14 protein-coding genes are annotated in these 19,072 nt (G+C 38.0%); 5 read left to right on the top strand and 9 right to left on the bottom strand.

Going from position 1 to position 19,072, the window contains the following annotated elements:
• The first annotated feature begins 21 nt into the window (after nucleotides 1–21).
• Both GJU43_RS00925 and GJU43_RS00920 read left to right on the top strand, forming a co-directional pair.
• Nucleotides 22–1,803, top strand: coding sequence for a 1-deoxy-D-xylulose-5-phosphate synthase (locus GJU43_RS00925; RefSeq protein WP_154338987.1), 1,782 nt, complete (start codon nucleotides 22–24; stop codon nucleotides 1,801–1,803).
• 46 nt (nucleotides 1,804–1,849) lie between these two features.
• Nucleotides 1,850–2,854, top strand: coding sequence for a DUF3078 domain-containing protein (locus GJU43_RS00920; protein WP_154338986.1), 1,005 nt, complete (start codon nucleotides 1,850–1,852; stop codon nucleotides 2,852–2,854).
• Here the strand turns inward: GJU43_RS00920 and GJU43_RS00915 are convergent, their stop codons facing one another.
• Nucleotides 2,855–4,201: a deoxyguanosinetriphosphate triphosphohydrolase gene (locus GJU43_RS00915; RefSeq protein ID WP_154338985.1), complete on the bottom strand. Its 1,347-nt coding sequence runs from the start codon at nucleotides 4,199–4,201 to the stop codon at nucleotides 2,855–2,857.
• 257 nt (nucleotides 4,202–4,458) lie between these two features.
• Nucleotides 4,459–4,920 (bottom strand): Lrp/AsnC family transcriptional regulator, encoded by a 462-nt coding sequence (locus tag GJU43_RS00910; protein WP_154338984.1) that lies wholly within the window; start codon nucleotides 4,918–4,920, stop codon nucleotides 4,459–4,461.
• A 156-nt stretch (nucleotides 4,921–5,076) separates the two neighbouring features.
• Here GJU43_RS00910 and metE point away from each other — a divergent pair, with 156 nt between their 5' ends.
• Together metE and GJU43_RS00900 are read left to right on the top strand one after the other, a co-directional pair.
• Complete coding sequence (gene metE / locus GJU43_RS00905) at nucleotides 5,077–7,395, top strand: 5-methyltetrahydropteroyltriglutamate--homocysteine S-methyltransferase (RefSeq protein WP_154338983.1); 2,319 nt, start codon at nucleotides 5,077–5,079, stop codon at nucleotides 7,393–7,395.
• Nucleotides 7,396–7,920: 525 nt separating this feature from the next.
• A complete protein-coding gene (locus tag GJU43_RS00900; protein ID WP_154338982.1) occupies nucleotides 7,921–9,072 on the top strand; it encodes a hypothetical protein in 1,152 nt (383 codons plus the stop codon).
• A 330-nt stretch (nucleotides 9,073–9,402) separates the two neighbouring features.
• On the opposite strand, the gene GJU43_RS00895 is transcribed toward GJU43_RS00900, so the two are convergent.
• Nucleotides 9,403–9,984, bottom strand: coding sequence for an outer membrane beta-barrel protein (locus GJU43_RS00895; protein WP_154338981.1), 582 nt, complete (start codon nucleotides 9,982–9,984; stop codon nucleotides 9,403–9,405).
• A gap of 144 nt (nucleotides 9,985–10,128) precedes the next feature.
• Between GJU43_RS00895 and gldA the strand changes: the two genes are divergently transcribed.
• Nucleotides 10,129–11,025, top strand: a complete 897-nt coding sequence (gene gldA / locus GJU43_RS00890; protein ID WP_154338980.1) for a gliding motility-associated ABC transporter ATP-binding subunit GldA — start codon at nucleotides 10,129–10,131, stop codon at nucleotides 11,023–11,025.
• A gap of 98 nt (nucleotides 11,026–11,123) precedes the next feature.
• Here gldA and GJU43_RS00885 read toward each other — a convergent pair whose 3' ends face one another.
• From GJU43_RS00885 to metH, 6 genes are all read right to left on the bottom strand, one after another.
• Nucleotides 11,124–12,533, bottom strand: a complete 1,410-nt coding sequence (locus GJU43_RS00885) for a pyridoxal-dependent decarboxylase (protein WP_154338979.1) — start codon at nucleotides 12,531–12,533, stop codon at nucleotides 11,124–11,126.
• A 95-nt stretch (nucleotides 12,534–12,628) separates the two neighbouring features.
• The gene (locus tag GJU43_RS00880; RefSeq protein ID WP_154338978.1) at nucleotides 12,629–13,852 is read right to left on the bottom strand and encodes a dicarboxylate/amino acid:cation symporter; all 1,224 of its coding nucleotides are present in this window, start codon (nucleotides 13,850–13,852) and stop codon (nucleotides 12,629–12,631) included.
• Nucleotides 13,853–13,952: 100 nt separating this feature from the next.
• The gene (locus tag GJU43_RS00875; RefSeq protein WP_154338977.1) at nucleotides 13,953–14,606 is read right to left on the bottom strand and encodes a class I SAM-dependent methyltransferase; all 654 of its coding nucleotides are present in this window, start codon (nucleotides 14,604–14,606) and stop codon (nucleotides 13,953–13,955) included.
• 159 nt (nucleotides 14,607–14,765) lie between these two features.
• Nucleotides 14,766–15,722, bottom strand: coding sequence for a methylenetetrahydrofolate reductase [NAD(P)H] (gene metF / locus GJU43_RS00870; RefSeq protein ID WP_127337827.1), 957 nt, complete (start codon nucleotides 15,720–15,722; stop codon nucleotides 14,766–14,768).
• Between the two features lie 148 nt (nucleotides 15,723–15,870).
• The gene (locus tag GJU43_RS00865) at nucleotides 15,871–16,227 is read right to left on the bottom strand and encodes a four helix bundle protein (protein WP_154338976.1); all 357 of its coding nucleotides are present in this window, start codon (nucleotides 16,225–16,227) and stop codon (nucleotides 15,871–15,873) included.
• Nucleotides 16,228–16,351: 124 nt separating this feature from the next.
• Nucleotides 16,352–19,027, bottom strand: coding sequence for a methionine synthase (metH, locus tag GJU43_RS00860; protein ID WP_154338975.1), 2,676 nt, complete (start codon nucleotides 19,025–19,027; stop codon nucleotides 16,352–16,354).
• Between the last annotated feature and the right edge of the window lie 45 nt (nucleotides 19,028–19,072).

Raw genomic sequence — 19,072 nt, 5'->3', positions numbered from 1 at the left:
AAATTTGTTTTTTATAAAAAAATGAAAAGCAATTTACTCTCCAACATAAGCAATCCGGCCGATTTACGTTTACTTGACGAAACGCAGCTACCACAATTGGCAAAAGAATTACGTGATTTTATCATTGACATTGTTTCGGTAAAAGAAGGGCATTTGGGTGCGAGTTTAGGCGTTGTAGAACTCACAATTGCTTTGCATTATGTTTTTAACACCCCCGAAGATTTACTGGTTTGGGATGTCGGCCATCAGGCGTACGGACACAAAATCCTGACCGAAAGAAGAGAAAATTTCGATACTAACCGACAACTCGGCGGTATTTCCGGTTTTCCTAAAAGAAGCGAAAGCATTTATGACACTTTTGGTGTCGGGCACTCCTCTACTTCTATTTCTGCCGCTTTGGGAATGGCGATTGCCTCTCAGCTGAAAGGCGAAACCAACAAACAGCATATTGCCATTATCGGTGATGCTTCCATTGCATCCGGAATGGCTTTTGAAGGCCTGAATCATGCCGGAGTTACGGATGCCAATTTACTGGTGATCCTGAACGACAATGCTATTGGTATTGATCCCAGCGTAGGTGCTCTTAAAAAATACCTTACCGCTGTAAAAGAAGGAAAGAATCCGAAGAAGAACAACATGATCAAATCCCTGAATTTTGATTATTCAGGACCAATTGACGGTCATGACCTGAAAGGTCTGATAAAAGAACTGAACCGTTTAAAAAATATAAAAGGCCCGAAATTTCTTCATATTGTCACCACAAAAGGAAAGGGCCTGCAGCAGGCTGAAGAAAATCAGGTAAAATATCATGCTCCCGGAAAATTTGATGCTTCGACGGGAGAAATCCATTTGAAATCTGAAGAAAATTTACCCCCTAAATATCAGGATGTTTTTGGCTTAACGATTTTAGATTTAGCCAGAAAGAATGAAAAAATCATCGGAATGACGCCCGCCATGCCATCAGGAAGTTCCCTGAAGTTTATGATGGACGAAATTCCGGAGCGCGCTTTCGACGTTGGAATTGCGGAACAGCATGCAGTAACGCTTGCGGCCGGAATGGCGACTCAGGGCATGATTGTTTATTGTAACATTTATTCCACATTTTTACAGCGTGCCTACGATCAGGTCATTCATGATGTAGCATTGCAAAACTTACCCGTAATTTTCTGTCTGGACCGCGCGGGTCTGGTGGGCGAAGACGGTGCAACCCATCACGGTGTTTTTGATATTGCGTATTTGCGATGCATCCCGAACCTGATTATTTACGCTCCGATCAATGAAATTGCCTTGCAAAATATACTTTACACCGCACAATTAGGCTTAGATCATCCGATTGCGATCCGATATCCGAGGGGAAGAGGTGTCCTGCCTCAGTGGGAAGTAGAAAATTTCGGACATTATGAAAATGTTAAAATTGGACAGGCAAATTGCCTGAAAAAAGGAACAAAAACAGCTGTTTTATCTACCGGAACTATTGGCAATAATGTCATAGCCGCGCTAAACGAATGTTCGAATCCCGATACAATTGCCCATTACGATTTTCCGTTTACCAAACCATTGGATGTCAATTTATTAAAAGAAATATTTAACACTTTCGGCACCATTTTTACTATTGAAGACGGAACCATAAACGGCGGTTTTGGGAGCTCCATTTTAGAATTTGCAGCTGCTAATAACTTCAGTAATCCGGTGAAAATTTTAGGGATTCCTGACACATTTATCGAGCATGGAACTGTGCTGCAGTTACAACAATTGTGCAAAATTGACGTTAAAAATTTATCAAAACTTTTTTCAAACCATTGAAAAGAATTATTTTGCAAAGCCAAAAAAAAATAAAAATTCAAGCCTAATGAAATTATTTCGATTCTCCCTTTTACTATTCCTTTTTACTTTTGCCACCACTATTTCTGCTCAGAGTATTATTAAAACCACTTTAGAACCCAATCAGGAGCCACAGCCGCCTTCCAACTGGACCAAAAAAAACCAGCTTGGTTTTGACATCTCCGAAATTGCTTTTGTCAATTGGAGTGCGGGGGGAACAAGTTCTATTTCAGGTTTGTTTAAAGGAGAATTCGCAAGAACGTATGTAAAAGGAAATCACAAATGGTTTAACGAATTAATTGTGAAGTACGGCTTGAATAAGCAAGATGGTACGGAACTTAGAAAAACAGATGACGCCCTTATTTTTAACTCCACTTACGGTTTCAGAAAAGACACGACGTCAAACTGGTATTATTCTGCCAAATATAATTTCAGCACTCAGTTTACAGATGGTTACAATTATCCGAACAGGGACATTGCCATATCGAGACCGTTTGCACCTGCCTATATCTTTTTAGGAGCAGGAGCGGAGAATTCAAATAAAGCCAAAAACAGGACTTTCTATTTCTCTCCGATTACGTTAAAGACTACTTTGGTTTTAGACCAGTATTTAGCAGACCAGGGAGCATTTGGTGTTAAAAAAGCGGTGTATGCTCCGGATCCTCTTGATCCAGCCAATACCATTTTAATCGAGCAGGGACAAAAAGTAAAAGCTGAATTTGGTATCCTGCTAACGGGCTACATGAAAAGCGAAATTTTCAAAAACATTTTCTACGAAAACAGACTGAGTTTATATACCGATTACCTGAACCGATTTGGAAATGTCGATGTGGATTACGACACGCGTCTGGATCTTGTTGTCAATGCTTATGTCAAAGCAAATATCGGAATTCATTTGGTGTATGACGATGACATTAAGACTAAAAAAGATGTTGTTGACCCGATAACCGGAACAACAAGCCAGGTCAATGACGGGCCAAGAGCGCAGCTGAGACAAGTTTTAGGTGTGGGTCTTGTATATGCTTTTCAATAATTAATTCGGTTTTCTGCCATTAATCATTTCGAATAATTCCAATGCATTTCCATCTGTCAAAAGGGAAACATAATGACAGATATGAAGCAAACGCTCGTATAAATTTGTTTTCTCCAAATGATGCTTTTCCGGCAGCATTTTCAGAAGCAATTTATCATAATTGGATGCTTTTCCTTCATATTTGTTATTGAAAGCGGTAATGAATTTATCCAGTAAAGTCTGGATGATCTGATAACCGACAATTTCTTTCTCGATCACTTCACGGCTCTGATAGATTTTCTCAACACTCAGGTTGATAATATCATCCATTTGGGCTTTGTATTTGCTTTTATCTGTTAGTGCATAGGGAAATTTCCCCGCCAGGATTGCTTCTTCGTTTTCTATAAAAACATCAACGGCATCACTAATTAAGGCACCAATTGCTAAGGCACGCAAATAGCTAATCCGGTCTTCTTTAGTTTCCAGCAATTTATATTTGGCTACACCAATATTGTCTTTTACCAGTTTTATTAAATATTCTAAGGCATAATCTTCAGAAACGAGACCCAGATTGATTCCGTCTTCAAAATCTATGATGGTGTAGCAGATATCATCTGCCGCTTCTACCAAATACGCCAAAGGATGTCTTTCAAAACCAATATCATCTCCTGATTTATTGGCGATCATTCCCATATCTTTGGCTACTTCTTCAAAAAAAGCTTTATCGGTCTGGAAGAAACCATATTTTTTATCGGCAATATTGGAAGTCGGTTTTTTAGGCAAACTTTCTTTCGGATATTTCATAAAAGCGCCCAGAGTTGCATAGGAAATTCTTAAACCGCCTTCAATTCCCGGACGGCTCGCTGTAAGGACTGAAAATCCGTTTGCATTTCCTTCAAAATCAATTAAATCCTGCCATTGTTTGTCGGTCATTTCTTTTTTATACTGCTTTCCGTTTCCTATCGAAAAATACTCTCCGATCGCTTTCTCTCCGGAATGCCCGAACGGCGGGTTTCCGATATCATGCGCCAGGGATGCAGCCGCCACAATTGCTCCAAAATCATTCATATGATAGCCATGAACTTCTTTGAGGTACGGATATTTTTCGATGATTTTTTTTCCAACCAAACGCCCCAGAGAGCGTCCCACAACTGAAACTTCTAAACTGTGAGTAAGTCTTGTATGTACAAAATCTGTTTTAGAAAGGGGAATGACCTGCGTTTTATCCTGCAATGATCTAAAGGCAGACGAAAAGATAATACGGTCGTAATCTACCTCAAAACCCAATCGGGTATCGTCTTGTTCTATACGTAATCTTTTGCCGGTGTCGCCTTGCTTTTTAAGAGATAAAAGTTGTTCCCAGTTCATTTTAAATTTTAGATTTCAGATTATTGATTTTAGATTTTTAATCTAAAGACCAAAAATACGTTTTATTTTAGGACAATGCTGAATAAAAATAGGCCACTGATTAATTTGATTTAAAAAATTAAATGCTTTTTTCGCCACGAATTTCACGAATTAATTTAAACACAATGATTTACGGCAATTAGTGAATTCGTGGCGAAAAAACCTAAACACCAATTGTAAAAAATCATTATAATCTGCGTAAGCTGTGGCGAAAAATATTAAAACTCTAATGCCGTACTGTGTTTGATTTCACCCATTACAAAAATACTGTTGGTGTTTCCGATATTTTCGATGGTCGATAACTTATTCATTACAAAATCCTGATAACTAGCCATATCCTGAACCAAAATCTTCAGCATAAAATCATAATCCCCGGCAATATTATAACATTCGATAATTTCAGGAAGTGCCACAATATCTTTGACAAAATTGCTTCCGACGTTTTTAGCGTGCTCTTTTAAGCGGACATTACAAAAAACGGTCATACCGCGGTTCATTTTTTTCTTGTCTAAAAGCGCTACGTATTTGGTAATGTAACCGTCACGTTCCAGCCTTTTGATACGTTCATAAACCGGCGTAACGGTCAGGAATAATTTTGCAGCAAGGTCTTTTGTGTTGATATTGGAGTTCTCCTGAAGGTGCTTCAGGATTTGCAAATCGGTTTTGTCGAGGTTTTCCATAGTAATTTTTACGGCTAAAGGTTCTTTTTAAACAATTCATCAGTAATATAATCTTCAAAAAAAGACTTAAAAAACACAATTTACTGAAATAAAGCCTAAATTTAAGTATTATAATCTAATACAATACATTTGTTCAGTAAAAAATACTGAATCAAAATGAAAACAAACAACTTAGGTTATCCAAGAATTGGCAGTAACAGAGAACTTAAAAAAGCCAGTGAATTGTACTGGGGAGGAAAAATTTCGGTTGAAGAACTGATCCAGACCGGAAAAGACATTCGCCGTACCAATTGGCAATTACAGGCTGAGGCGGGCATAGATTTAATTCCGTCTAATGATTTCTCTTTTTATGATCAGGTACTTGATTTAACGTTTACTTTGGGAGCAATTCCGGAGCGTTATGCTGATTTCGCTAAATCAAATTCGTCTATAGATTTGTATTTCGCCATGGCGAGAGGTGCACAAAAAAACGGACAGGATGTGGTAGCAATGGAAATGACCAAATGGTTTGACACCAACTATCATTATATTGTTCCTGAATTTACAAAGAATCAAAAGTTTGCTTTGTTTTCAGAAAAAATAATTACCGAATTCAAAGAAGCTAATGCCTTGGGAATTGCCACAAAACCGGTTTTAATCGGACCTGTTTCGTATTTGCTTTTAGGAAAAGAAAAAGAAGAAGGTTTTCACCGAATTGATCTGATCGATGCCTTGCTTCCTGTTTATTTTGAAATTTTCGAAAAGTTACAAGCTGAAAAGATCGAATACATTCAGTTAGACGAACCTTTTCTGGCTTTGAACCTAACGGACAAAGAGCGTAAGACGTTCACGGAAGTGTATAATGAAATTAACATCCGTTTTCCGAAAATTAAAATCATCCTGGCCAATTACTTTGATTGTTTTGGCGAGAATCTGGCAACAGCTTTAGCTTTACCGGTGGATACTTTCCATTTGGATTTAGTGCGCTGCCCATCGCAATTAGATGATATTATAGAGTCCGGCCAACTGAATCCAAACGTAAACCTTTCCCTTGGAGTTGTGGACGGAAGAAATATCTGGAAAAATGATTTCAAAAATTCTTTAAGCCTTATCCAAAAAGCAACAGATGCCTTAGGTGAAAAAAGAATCTTGATCGGGCCATCCTGTTCTTTAATTCACAGTCCGTGTGATCTGGATTTAGAAACCAATGATGCCACCCTGACGCCTGAAATCAAACAATGGCTGGCTTTCGCCAAACAAAAAATTCAGGAAATTGTACTATTGAAACAATTTGCTTCTAATGAAACTGACACCAGAACTTCAGTTGCATTTGAAGAAAATACGATTGCCAATGAAAATCGCAAGACTTCAAAATTAATTCATAATAACGACGTAAAAAAACGTGTTGCCTCTATTTCGGCTTCCGACGATAAACGTAAAAGCTCTTTTGCGACGAGAAGAAAAAGTCAGATTGAGGCTTTAAACCTTCCATTGTTTCCGACCACAACAATTGGTTCTTTCCCACAGACTGCGGAAGTAAGAAGCTGGAGAGCAAAATTCAAAAAAGGAGAATTAACAGCGGAGCAATACAACGACTTAATCGAAAAAGAAACCGAGGAAACTATTCGTTTCCAGGAAGAAACCGGAATTGACGTTCTCGTTCATGGTGAGTTTGAACGTAATGACATGGTAGAATATTTCGGGGAACAATTAGCCGGTTTTACTTTTACAAAAAACGGATGGGTACAGAGTTATGGCAGTCGTTGCGTAAAACCTCCGGTTATTTATGGTGATGTATCGAGACCCAACCCAATGACGGTAAAATGGTCTAAATATGCACAATCCCTGACTCCAAAATGGGTAAAAGGAATGCTTACCGGACCCGTAACCATCTTACAATGGTCCTTTGTCCGTAACGATCAGCCGCGTTCTGAAACCTGTACGCAGATTGCTTTGGCGATTCGTGATGAAGTGGTGGATTTAGAAAAAGCCGGAATCAAAATTATTCAGATTGACGAACCTGCGATTCGCGAAGGATTGCCTTTACGAAAAGAAGAATGGGCCGCTTATCTGGACTGGGCTGTAAAAGCTTTCCGAATTTCTGCCAGTGGTGTCAATGATGACACGCAGATTCACACCCATATGTGTTACAGCGAATTCAACGATATTATTCAGAATATTGCCGACATGGATGCCGATGTGATCACCATAGAATGTTCGCGTTCGCAAATGGAACTTTTAGATGCTTTTGCCGATTTTAAATATCCAAACGAGATCGGACCGGGAGTTTATGATATTCACTCCCCACGTGTTCCGTCCAGTGAAGAAATGGTAAGACTACTCGAAAAAGCGGCCGATGTTATTCCGGCAGACCAGCTTTGGGTAAATCCGGATTGTGGTTTAAAAACCCGTCATTGGGATGAAACCAAAAAAGCGCTTATCGAGATGGTAGCTGCTGCTCAGGAAATGAGAGCTGCCGTAGAAAGTGCGGTATAAGTAATGCCTTTTGTTTAAATAATTTTGTTTTTTAGTGCCAACAGGTGGAGTCGAAAATCTTGTAGTTATGATTTGTTTCGACTTCACCAGGTTGGCATTCTTTTTAATACTTCTCCTGTAGCAAGCGCTACATTCCACAAAACCTTTTCTGGAAAAACTATTTTAAAATCGATTTCAGTTTCCACTTGAAACGGACTTTGTCATAAAATGTTATTTTTCACTTTTATAACAACTTAAAAAAATGGCAATGTATTAGATGTTTTAATAGCAAATCATTTCATATAACATTCCGAAGTAAATATAATAGTCATACAGAAGCAAACTTTGTTTTCAAAACCTATTCCTAAAGCATTGGAATTTCTTTACTATACATTTTGTGTGGAAGCAAATTCGCTGTAGTAATGAAAGAATGTTATTTGTTTCAGAAACAGTACCAGTTATTACATAGAGATTCTACTTCGCAAAACATGTTTATACTTTTGTAAGAAATCTAATGATTGAAAAAGTTATAAAACCAGCCACTTTATGAAAACATACATTTTAAATAAAAGAGTACTTTTTCTTTTGATTTTGGTTACCCATGCAATCTTTGTATCAGGCCAAAAAAACAGCACCCTAAAAGCACAAACTGATAAAATAATAATGCTGGACGGAGAAGTCAAAGAAGGCAAAATTTTAGCAATAGATGAGAATATTGTGCGTTTTTTGCATAAAGGCGAGACCAGTGAATATGCCTTGAAAAAAGAATCTATAAATGAAATTCAGTTCAGCAGCGGCCGCAAAGAAATAGTAAACCATTCTACTAAAGATTTAGAATTGTTGTATCTCAGTACTGCAAAAGACAGAAAAGGCAAGATAGCCGTGTTGCCTTTTAATTATATCACAAACGATAATACCATCGACGCAGAAGGCATGACCTTAAAATTACAAAGCAATTGTTACAATTCACTGAAAGAAAATACAATCAGGATCCAAATTCAGGATCCGATTACCACCAATACCATGTTGAATAAAGCGGGAATTACTCCTTCGAAACTGCTTTCCAAAACTCCCAAAGAAATAGCTTTACTGTTAAGTGTTGAATATGTAGTATACGGTGTCGCCAATGTGAGCAATGTAGGGACTTCAACTGCCGCAAGTGACTGGACAACTTATCAGGAGGATAAAGTTAAAGAAACAGGTTCAAGGCCTGTCGTTGTTAAGCCTGAAATTCAATACGGATATGTAAATCCATATGCTCTTCCTCAGGGATCTTATCAATTTTCGTATGACAGCGACAGAGATAAAGTAACCGAAACAATCACCAATGATTTTGGGCATGTAAAAACCCAAACCCGTTATGAAAACGGAGAAATTGTAGATGCCCGTGTAGCGTCTATTCCACAATATGGCTCCTACTATTATTCCGATAATAATTATTACACACACAATGGTCGTAAATCCGTCAGAGAAAAGAAAGAGGAAAAAACGAAATCTTCCGGTTCAGCCTTTAGTAGTAATAACTCCACTATTACTACCGACTATAACACAGAGATTGATTTGAACTTTTTTAACGATCAGGGAATTAATATATATTCAAAAGCCAGAACATCCTTTGGAAGCAGTATCGATTCCTATCTGTCCACCTTAAAATATCTTATAAAAAGATGCCCTTTTGGAACAAAAGCCGGAAGATAATTTTTGTTTTTTTAGTGTCTACGGTGGAGTCAAAAATATTGTAGTTATGATTTGTTTCGACTTCACTTCTGTTGGCATTATTTTTTTTAAGAAACTTATTTTCAAGAGCTGACTCACGCCCGTTACGTTTTTTTGAAGCAGAAATTTACAGTATTCAAAACAACCTCAGTCCCGCTATCCGCTGTATCTCTTGTGGCGAACGCCGCCACAACAGGATGCCGCTTCTATCGGGGCTAGCCCGAAAAACCTTATTTTCAAAATATTCTATCCTAAAAACAATAAAAGCACTCCAGTGGAGTGCTTTTATTCTGAATAACAATCGATTTAAGATTAGAAGTTTTTAGAAACTCCAATGTTAAATGTTTGTCCAAAGTTGAAGTAAAAACTACTAACATCAGGACCGTTATTATCATAACTTAATGTTTCGTATCCTAAACCACCAATACTGAAGTTTAAACCAAAACCTTTTTTCATGTTAATGAAAAGAGCCGGAGTTACTCCAACATACATTCCGTCTGCTTTAGATTTTGAGAAAGCATTTCCAGGACCGTATACTTTAGATTTTACATTTTGAAAACCAGCACCCATATCTGCAAAAATAGAGAAAGTCTGGCTCAATGGCACTGAGTAACGAACAAATGCACCTGCTTTGAAACCATTATCTTTAATTTCTCTTGTACCGTTGTCATCATTTGATGAAGCTACTGTAAATTCACCCCCAACAGTCCAGTTATCATGAAATTGGTACCCTACTTTTGGAGAAAAACTAAAGGTACTTGTTTTATCTTCGCCAAATTGGTATTCTGCTTTCTCAGAAGTGTATCCGATATTACCACCTACTAAAATTGTTCCTTTTTGAGCATTTGCAAAACTGCAGATAGCCAATGCAGCCATCACTAGAATTTTTTTCATTTTGTTTTATTTTAATTTTAGCAATGCTTTAACAATAACAATGCCGTGCTACGGGAGAATTTATATTTTATTTAAGAGTTCTTTGAAAGACAATTTCTAGTAATCAAAGCTATTTCTGTTTACTTTTGCAGTAAATAAAAAGTTATGTCGATAGAAGTAAACAGTATATCAAAAAGTTACGGAGCGCAAAAAGCCCTTAATGAAATTTCATTTAAAATTGAGAAAGGTGAAATCGTTGGATTTCTGGGTCCGAATGGTGCCGGAAAATCAACTTTGATGAAAATTTTGACTACTTATTTGCTTGCTGATAGCGGCTCAGCCCTTGTAAATGGTCATGATGTCATGACAGACACTAAAGCCGTACAACTTTCGATCGGGTATTTACCGGAGCATAATCCGCTATATCTGGATTTGTATGTTCGTGAGTATTTGGCATTTAATGCCGATGTTTACCATGTTGAAAAATCAAGAATTGAAGAGGTAATCCAACTGACAGGACTGTCAGCTGAAAGTCATAAAAAGATCGGACAACTGTCTAAAGGATACCGTCAGCGTGTTGGACTGGCCAATGCTTTGCTGCACAATCCAGACGTTTTGATTCTGGACGAACCGACTACCGGCCTGGACCCGAATCAGTTAATGGAAATTCGAAATGTAATTAAAAATGTGGGGAAAGATAAGACCGTTTTCCTGTCAACTCACATCATGCAGGAAGTGGAAGCCATCTGCGATCGTGTCATAATTATTGACAAAGGGCAAATCGTGGCCGATAAAAAATTAGATAAGTTAATTTCTGAAAATAAAGAACAAGTTATTGAAGTAGAATTCGATTATCAGATAGAAGAACAATTGCTGTCCCGAATGGAAAATATCAGTTCTTATAGAAACATTCATGATATGACCTGGGAGCTTACTTTCGTTACTGAAAAAGACATGCGTCCGATGATTTTTGATTTCGCGAACGCCAACGGATTAAAAACACTACAACTGAATCAGAAAAATAAAAACCTGGAAGCGGTGTTTAGGGAGATTACTAAATAAGTTTACAGTCTCAGTCTCAGTATGAGTCTTAATAGTGATTAAAAAGAAGCCCGGTTTAAAATAAACCGGGCTTCTTTTTTAAATTATTTCCTTCTTATTTATAAATCCAGCTTCGAAAAAATTTCTTCCATTTCTTCGATTATAATTTTAATATCTTTTTCAGAAGTTCTCCAATTAACAAATGAGGCACGAATTCCTTTTCTGTTCTGATAGACTGTTGGTGTCATAAACACTTTTCCGCCATCATTTAAAGCAGTCAAAAACCGACTTACATTTTCCTGATTGTGATCGCCTTTCAAAGTAAAGCAAACGTTATTAAGGCGAATCGGTGCCAGAAGCTCAAAGTGATCTGCTTCAATAAGCGCATTTCCAAAATGCAAGGCCATGTGAACACTGTTTTCTACAATATCACAAAAACCTTCTTTCCCATAAGCCAGTAAAGAAAACCAAACCGGCAAAGCTCTAAGGCGTCTTGAATTTTCAGGCAATACATTCAAATAATTAAAATTCTCCAACGGATTTCCCAGATAAGGTGCATTTGAGTTCTGGAACGTTTCGATTTGTAAATTCACATGATCCTTTTTTACCAGATAAAAAGCACTTTCATACGGTACATTCAGCCATTTATGACAATCTATAGTGATGCTGTCTGCATTTTCCCAGCCTTCCGTCAAATGTTTAAATTTATCAGACACTGCTGCAAAGCCTCCAAAAGCAGCATCAATATGCCACCAGAAATTATACTTTTCTTTTAGTAGCGAAATCGCTTTAAAATCATCAAAATCAGCTGTGTTTACTGTTCCTGCACTTGAGATTAAAATAAACGGTTTTCCGTTTAAGGTTTTTATTTTTTCTTCTAAATCAATAGTATCTATAGCCTCCCGATTTCCTTCTATAGTTTTTATGACGCTGTAATTCTGACTTCCAATTCCCAGCATCGCTAATGATTTTACAGCCGAAGAGTGCGGTGTAGCCGTCAAAATATTCAGGGGTTCCGAAATTCCGTTCTTAGCAAAATCTTTTCCAAACTGAGCTCCAAACCATTGTCTTGCAATTCCGAGGCAGGTAAAATTGGACATCGTGGCTCCTGTTACAAATCCTCCTAAAAATGTTTTGGGCAGATCAAACAATTGCAACAACAGATGAATCGTTTCAAATTCAATCAGTGCTGAAACTCCGCCTTGTGCTTTTATCGCCTGTGTGTTCTGGTCATAAACAGAAGCCAGCCAATCTCCTACAATCGATGCCGGTGTTGATCCTCCGGTCACAAATCCCAGGTATCTTGGCCCTGGAGAAGCAACCATTAAGGGTGCCATTCGCTCGTTAAATTCTCTTAAGGCTTCTATTGAACCAAGGCCTAACTCGTTTAAATCGCGTGTTGGATCAATTGTGTTTTTATTTGATGTTGGAATGTTTTCCAAATTATTCAAAAAACCAATTCCCTGCTGTTTTGTTTTTTCTAAGATATTTTCGAAGTCGTTTAGATCTTGTTGAAGTATTGCATTCATTTTTATTTTGTTAGCTGTATTTTTAATTTTGTTTCCCGCAGATTTTGCAGATAAAGCGGATTTTTTTTATTTAACCGGATAAGAATAACTTTAGGCTACCATTTCGTTTTTTCAGAAAACCGGGCAACCATCATAGAAGAAATTACATCGCCATTGGCATTTAATAAAGTGGCAATGGGGTCAACCAGAGTTCCTAAAATCATGGCGACCGGCAAAGCCTGTTCCATTGGCAATCCGTAAACGGTAATGGCTAAAACTTCTCCTATATAACCTCCATTTGGAATTCCGCCTTCTACAATCGAAACGATCACAGTAATGCCCAATGCCAGAAGTATGGTGGAGGGTGAAGTGAAATCTTTTCCAAACATGGCAAAAAGAAAGGTTATTTTTAAGATAGAGGACATACTCGAACCGTCTTTATGCAAAGGCCCTCCCAGCGGAATAACGAGGTTTCTGATATGTTTGGGTATGCTCATTTTTTCGGCTGCCTCAAGATTTGCCGGAATTGTTGCAATGCTGCTACAGGTTCCTACTGCTGTTAAAGAAGGCGTAATATTATTGCTCCAGAAAACTATAAAAGCTCTTTTTCCTCCGGCGACTAAAGCGTACAAACTAAAAAACACGAAGAAATAAAAAACACAGGCGGCATAATAAACGCCCAGTGGTTTAGCATAAAGTCCGAATAACTGCGGCCCGAAAACTCCAACCTGATAAGCAAAATAAGCGCCCAACCCTATCGGAGCCAATTTCATAATCATGGTCAAAAGCTGTTTCATGACTTCATTTCCAGAATCGAGAAAACTTCTGAAAGCACTTCCTTTTTCCCCCGACTGCAAGCTTGCAAATCCGATAAGAAAAGAGAAAATAATCAATGCCAGCATACTTTTTCGCGATAATAATTCAAAGAAATCATTTACTGTAAGCAATTGTGCAATTTGCTCCCCAATACTTCCGGATTGAATATTTTCCAGTGGAACTTTGGAAATGATAATACTCTGATGAATCGGAAAAAGATAAACTGCCACAATCATAACAAGTGCTGAAATCAGGATGGTGCTTAAAAAAACCGCAATCATAATCATGAAAAGCCTGCCCAGTTTTTCTGTCTGTTCCAAATTGGCAACAGAAGAAGCAATGGTAAAGAAAATAAGCGGAATGATAGCGGTAAACAGCAAGTTTAGGAATATATCCCCAAGAGGTTTTATAACCTCAACTTTGTCTTTAAAAATTAACCCGAGGATGCTTCCGATTATAATACCGCCCAGAAGTAATAAAATGCTGCTGTAGCTTTGTAGAAAATTGATTTTTTTAACTTCCATAATTTTAAAAGAGTATTGGATTCCGGATTAGAAACGTGAACTAAAAAATCAATTAAATTACTTAAAAAAAGAGCACTAAAACGAATAAGTCGTTTTTTTCTTATTTTTCCAAAACGATAGTGGTAAAAGCCCTGTCCATGAATTCGCCGGTTTTGCTTTTTACTTTTTCGGTTAAGGTTTCTGTGTAAACAATTTTAAAAGCTGTTTTTTCGATTAACTGCTTTGCTGTTTCTGTGCTGTAAAGGGTAAATTCGTATGCTGTAAACGGAAGGTGCTTCATGAAACTTTCCTCCGCAAATGTTAAGCAGAAATTTCCATCTGCCTTTAAAATCCTGTAGATTTCAATGAGAAATTTTTCAGGTTCCTGCCAAAAATAAATAGTGTTTACGGTGAAAATTTTATCAAAAAACGAATCCTGAAACGGAATTGCATTTCCATCATAAAGCGAAAAGAAAGCCTGTTTTTGAGAGACCAAATTTCTATTGATCTGGCGCGCCTCCTGAAACATTAATTCAGACATTTCGAGTCCGTAATAGGTTAATTTTTCAGCTTGCTGCATTACAAATTCTACATGCCCGGCATTTCCGTGACCGAGTTCCAGAATTTTGTTTTCTGCTGCAATATTTAAGTTCTGAATGGAATGGCGCGTCATGTTGATGTTGGTTTCATGCATCATGTTCGCCATCTCAATACCTTTTTCTCCTGTTGGATGTTTTAGTTGTGCCGCGATTGCCTGTAATTCTTCTTTTTTCATAAACTTAATTTAAATTCCAAATAAAAAATTGCTTCGCCAATTCGCTATCGCCCGGGTCCAAATTCCAATCTGTTTGGTCATTGCGAGGAACGAAGCAACCGCACTAAAATAAGCACTACAGAGATGCTTTATGAGATTGCTTCTTTCCTTGCAATGAACTTAAAAAATACGACTCGCAATCTGACGGATATTCTCTGATTTTCCCATTGAATAATAATGCAATACCGGAACTCCCGCCGCTTTTAATTCTAACGACTGCTGAATGGCCCACTCAATTCCGACTTGTTTTATCTCTGCGTTATCTTTGCATTTATCAACTTCATGAATCAAATCTTCGGGTAAATCTATTCGGAAAATCTGTGGCAGAATCTGTAAATGCCTTTTCACAGCGATAGGTTTGATTCCCGGAATGATCGGCACCGTAATTCCCATTTCTCTGGCTTTTGCTACAAATTCAAAATATTTTGTATTGTCGAAAAACATTTGCGTGACCACATAATCTGCTCCTGCATCTACTTTTTCTTTCAGCCTTTTTAAATCCGACTGAAGCGATGGCGATTCTAAATGTTTCTCCGGATAACCGGCAACGCCAATACAGAAATCAGCTTTGTTGTCGATATCCATTACTTCGTGCAGGTATTTTCCCTGATTCAGTAAACTGATTTGTTTTACCAGATCGATCGCGTAATCATTCCCTCCTGCTTTTGGGATAAAATATTGTTCGTCTTTCATGGCGTCACCACGCAAAGCCATGATATTATCAATTCCCAGGTAATTACAATCCACCAGAAGATATTCTGTTTCTTCTTTGGTAAAACCTCCGCAGAGTACGTGAGGTACAGTATCTACGTTGTATTTATGTTTTATAGAAGCGCAGATTCCAAGTGTTCCCGGACGCATACGAGTCAGTTTTTTATCTAAAAGACCGTTTCCTTTGTCGATGTAAATATATTCTTCGCGTGAAGTGGTTACATCAATAAACGGTGGTTTAAACTCCATCAACGGATCGATATTATCGTATAATTCCTGAATGCTTTTCCCCTTTTGAGGCGGAATAATTTCAAATGAAAATAATGTATTTCCTTTGGCGTTTTCTATATGTTCTGTTACTTTCATTAGTAGAGTTATGAGTTATGAATTATGAGTTTTGAGTTTGAATTGTGTAAAAAATCTGAATCAAAAAACGTAAATCAATAATTTATGGTCAATAGTTGTTGGTTGATGGTTGTTGGCTCATTTTGCAACTGAAAAATAGCAACCTCAGCTATATTAATTTTTTATAATAGTTAATAAACCCGTTTAATAACTTTTTACAAGTTTGAATCTGTTCAAGTGCAATATTAAAGTTGCTTTCATCAATATATCTTTGATCCAATGCTAAATAATACTGGGTTTCTAATTCATACAATGACCCTCTTGAAATATGAAGAAAGTGTATTGTTTCTTTTGATGTTTGTCGTCCGCACCCTTCAGCGATATTTGAAGGTATTGAAATTGCTGCCCTTCTCATTTGATTAGTCAATGCAAACAATTCTTCTTTTGGAAATAGTTTAGATGAATCATATAATAAATTCACCAATTTTCGCGCTTCCAGCCAAACTCCCAATTTACTGTATTCCATTTTTATTAGTTGTTTGTTGATGTTTGATAGTTTTGATTTATATGCTAAAACTACAATCAATTATAGTTGAAAGTTTGTAGATCCTCAAATCTATCAACCAAAAACCATCAACCATCAACTATTTTTAATCTGCTATATTAGGGTTTAACCATTTCATTGCATAATCTGTGGGTACATTACGTCGTTTGGCGTAATCGACCACCTGATCTTCTTTTATTTTTCCGAGTCCGAAGTACTTGCTTTTTGGGTTTCCGAAATAATAACCTGATACAGATGATGCCGGCCACATGGCCATGCTTTCCGTTAAGGTTACTCCAATTTCTTCGGCTACATTCAGAAGTTTCCAGATTGTTGGTTTCTCCAGGTGATCAGGACATGCCGGATAGCCTGGTGCCGGTCGGATTCCTTTATAATTTTCCTCGATTAGATCTTCTGTCGAAAGTGATTCTTCTGCATCATAACCCCAGAAATCCTGACGTACTTTTTCGTGTAAATATTCCGCGAAAGCTTCAGCAAAACGATCCGCTAATGCTTTTACCATAATCGAATTGTAGTCGTCAAGGTCCTTTTCAAATTCGGCTGCCCATTCGTCTACACCAAAACCTGTTGTGACACAAAAAGCGCCGATATAATCTGTAATTCCGGAATCTTTTGGCAGAATAAAATCAGACAACGCGATATTTGGTGCTCCTTTTGTTTTTTGTGACTGTTGACGAAGTGTTAGGAATTTTTCCAGTACTTTTCCGTTTTCATCACGCAATTCGATATCGTCATCATCAATCTGGTTCGCCGGGAAAATACCGTAAATTCCTTTGGCGGATAGTTTTTTCTCTGCCAGAATCACTTTTAACATGGCCTGGGCATCTGCAAAAAGAGAAGTTGCTTCTGTTCCTACAACCTCATCGGTTAAAATCGCCGGATATTTTCCGAACAATTCCCAGGTTCTGAAAAATGGAGTCCAGTCAATATACGGAACCAAAACATCCAATTCGACTTCAATAATTTGTTTGCCAATTACTTTTGGTTTGGTTGGCGTATATTCGTCCCAGTCCAGTTGTAATTTATTTTTACGGGCCTGTTCAATCGTCAGGAAATTTTTATCTCTCGAACGATTTAAAAATGTTTCCCTAAACGCATCATATTCTGCCCGAATATCACTTGCATATATTTTACGGTTATGATCTAACAGATTTCCTGCAACGGTAACGGCTCTGGAAGCATCGTTGACGTGGATTACAGTTTCTCTGTATTGCGGAGCGATTTTCACGGCGGTATGTGCGCGCGAAGTCGTTGCACCACCAATCATAATCGGGATTTTAATTCCTTGTTTGTCTAATTCTTTGGCCAGATACACCATTTCATCAAGCGAAGGTGTGATCAGTCCGCTTAATCCGATAATGTCTACATTGTGCTCAATCGCCGCAGCAATAATTTTTTCCGGAGGCACCATAACCCCAAGATCTACAATCTCGTAATTGTTACAGGCCAAAACTACCGAAACAATATTTTTACCAATATCGTGCACATCACCTTTTACGGTAGCCATCAGGATTTTTCCGTTTCCTTGTTTATCGCCGGCTTGTTTGCTGGCTTCAATAAAAGGCAACAAATACGCCACGGCTTTTTTCATTACACGTGCCGATTTCACTACCTGAGGCAGGAACATTTTTCCGCTTCCGAATAAATCTCCAACCACATTCATTCCCGTCATCAAATTGATTTCGATCACTTCAATTGGTTTTGTGGCTGCTAAACGTGCTTCTTCGACATCAATCTCTATAAAAGCATCAACTCCTTTTACCAGGGAATGCGTGATACGTTCCTGAACGGTTCCTAAACGCCATTCCTGAATCGCTTTTTCATCTGATTTTACTTCGCCTTTTACATTCTCGGCAAAATCTAAAAGTCGTTCCGTTGCGTCATCGCGTCTGTTCAGAATTACGTCTTCAACATGTTCCAGTAAGTCTTTTGGAATATCATCGTAAATCGAAAGCATTTCCGGATTCACGATTCCCATTGTCATTCCGTTCTGGATGGCGTGGTATAGAAACACCGAGTGCATGGCTTCACGAACGGTATCATTTCCTCTGAAAGAAAACGAAACGTTACTGACTCCACCACTAATGTGGGCGTGTGGCAGGTTTTCGCGAACCCATTTTGTACCTCTGAAAAAATCCAGCGCATTCAGGCGGTGTTCTTCCATTCCGGTGGCAACGGGGAAAATGTTCAAATCGAAAATAATATCCTGTGGAGGGAAACCAACTTTATTAACCAGAATATCATACGAACGCTGGCAAATTTCGACTCTTCGTTCGAAATTATCGGCCTGGCCTACTTCGTCGAATGCCATGATAATGGCGGCCGCTCCGTAACGTTTGATTAATTTGGCGTGGTGAATAAAGGCTTCTTCGCCTTCTTTCAACGAAATCGAGTTGACAACACTTTTTCCCTGTACTACTTTTAAACCTGCCTCGATGATTTCCCATTTCGAACTGTCGATCATAATCGGCACTCTCGAAATATCAGGTTCGGATGCAATCAAATTCAAAAATTTAGTCATTGCCTGAACGCCATCCAGCATTCCTTCATCCATATTAATATCGATGATTTGTGCTCCTCCTTCTACCTGCTGTCTTGCAATATCAAGCGCCTCGTCATATTTCTCTTCCTTGATTAAACGAAGGAATTTTCTGGAACCTGTTACATTCGTACGCTCGCCAATGTTTACAAAAACACTTTCGGGCGTAATAATTAACGGTTCTAATCCTGCTAATACAAGGTCTCTTCTGTTTTCTGTCATTTCTTTTAAAGTTACTAAGATCCTGAGATACTAAGGTTCTAAGTT

This window comes from Flavobacterium sp. LC2016-23 (assembly GCF_009674775.1).
Taxonomy (GTDB): domain Bacteria; phylum Bacteroidota; class Bacteroidia; order Flavobacteriales; family Flavobacteriaceae; genus Flavobacterium.
This window is presented reverse-complemented; position numbering and strand designations above follow the sequence as displayed.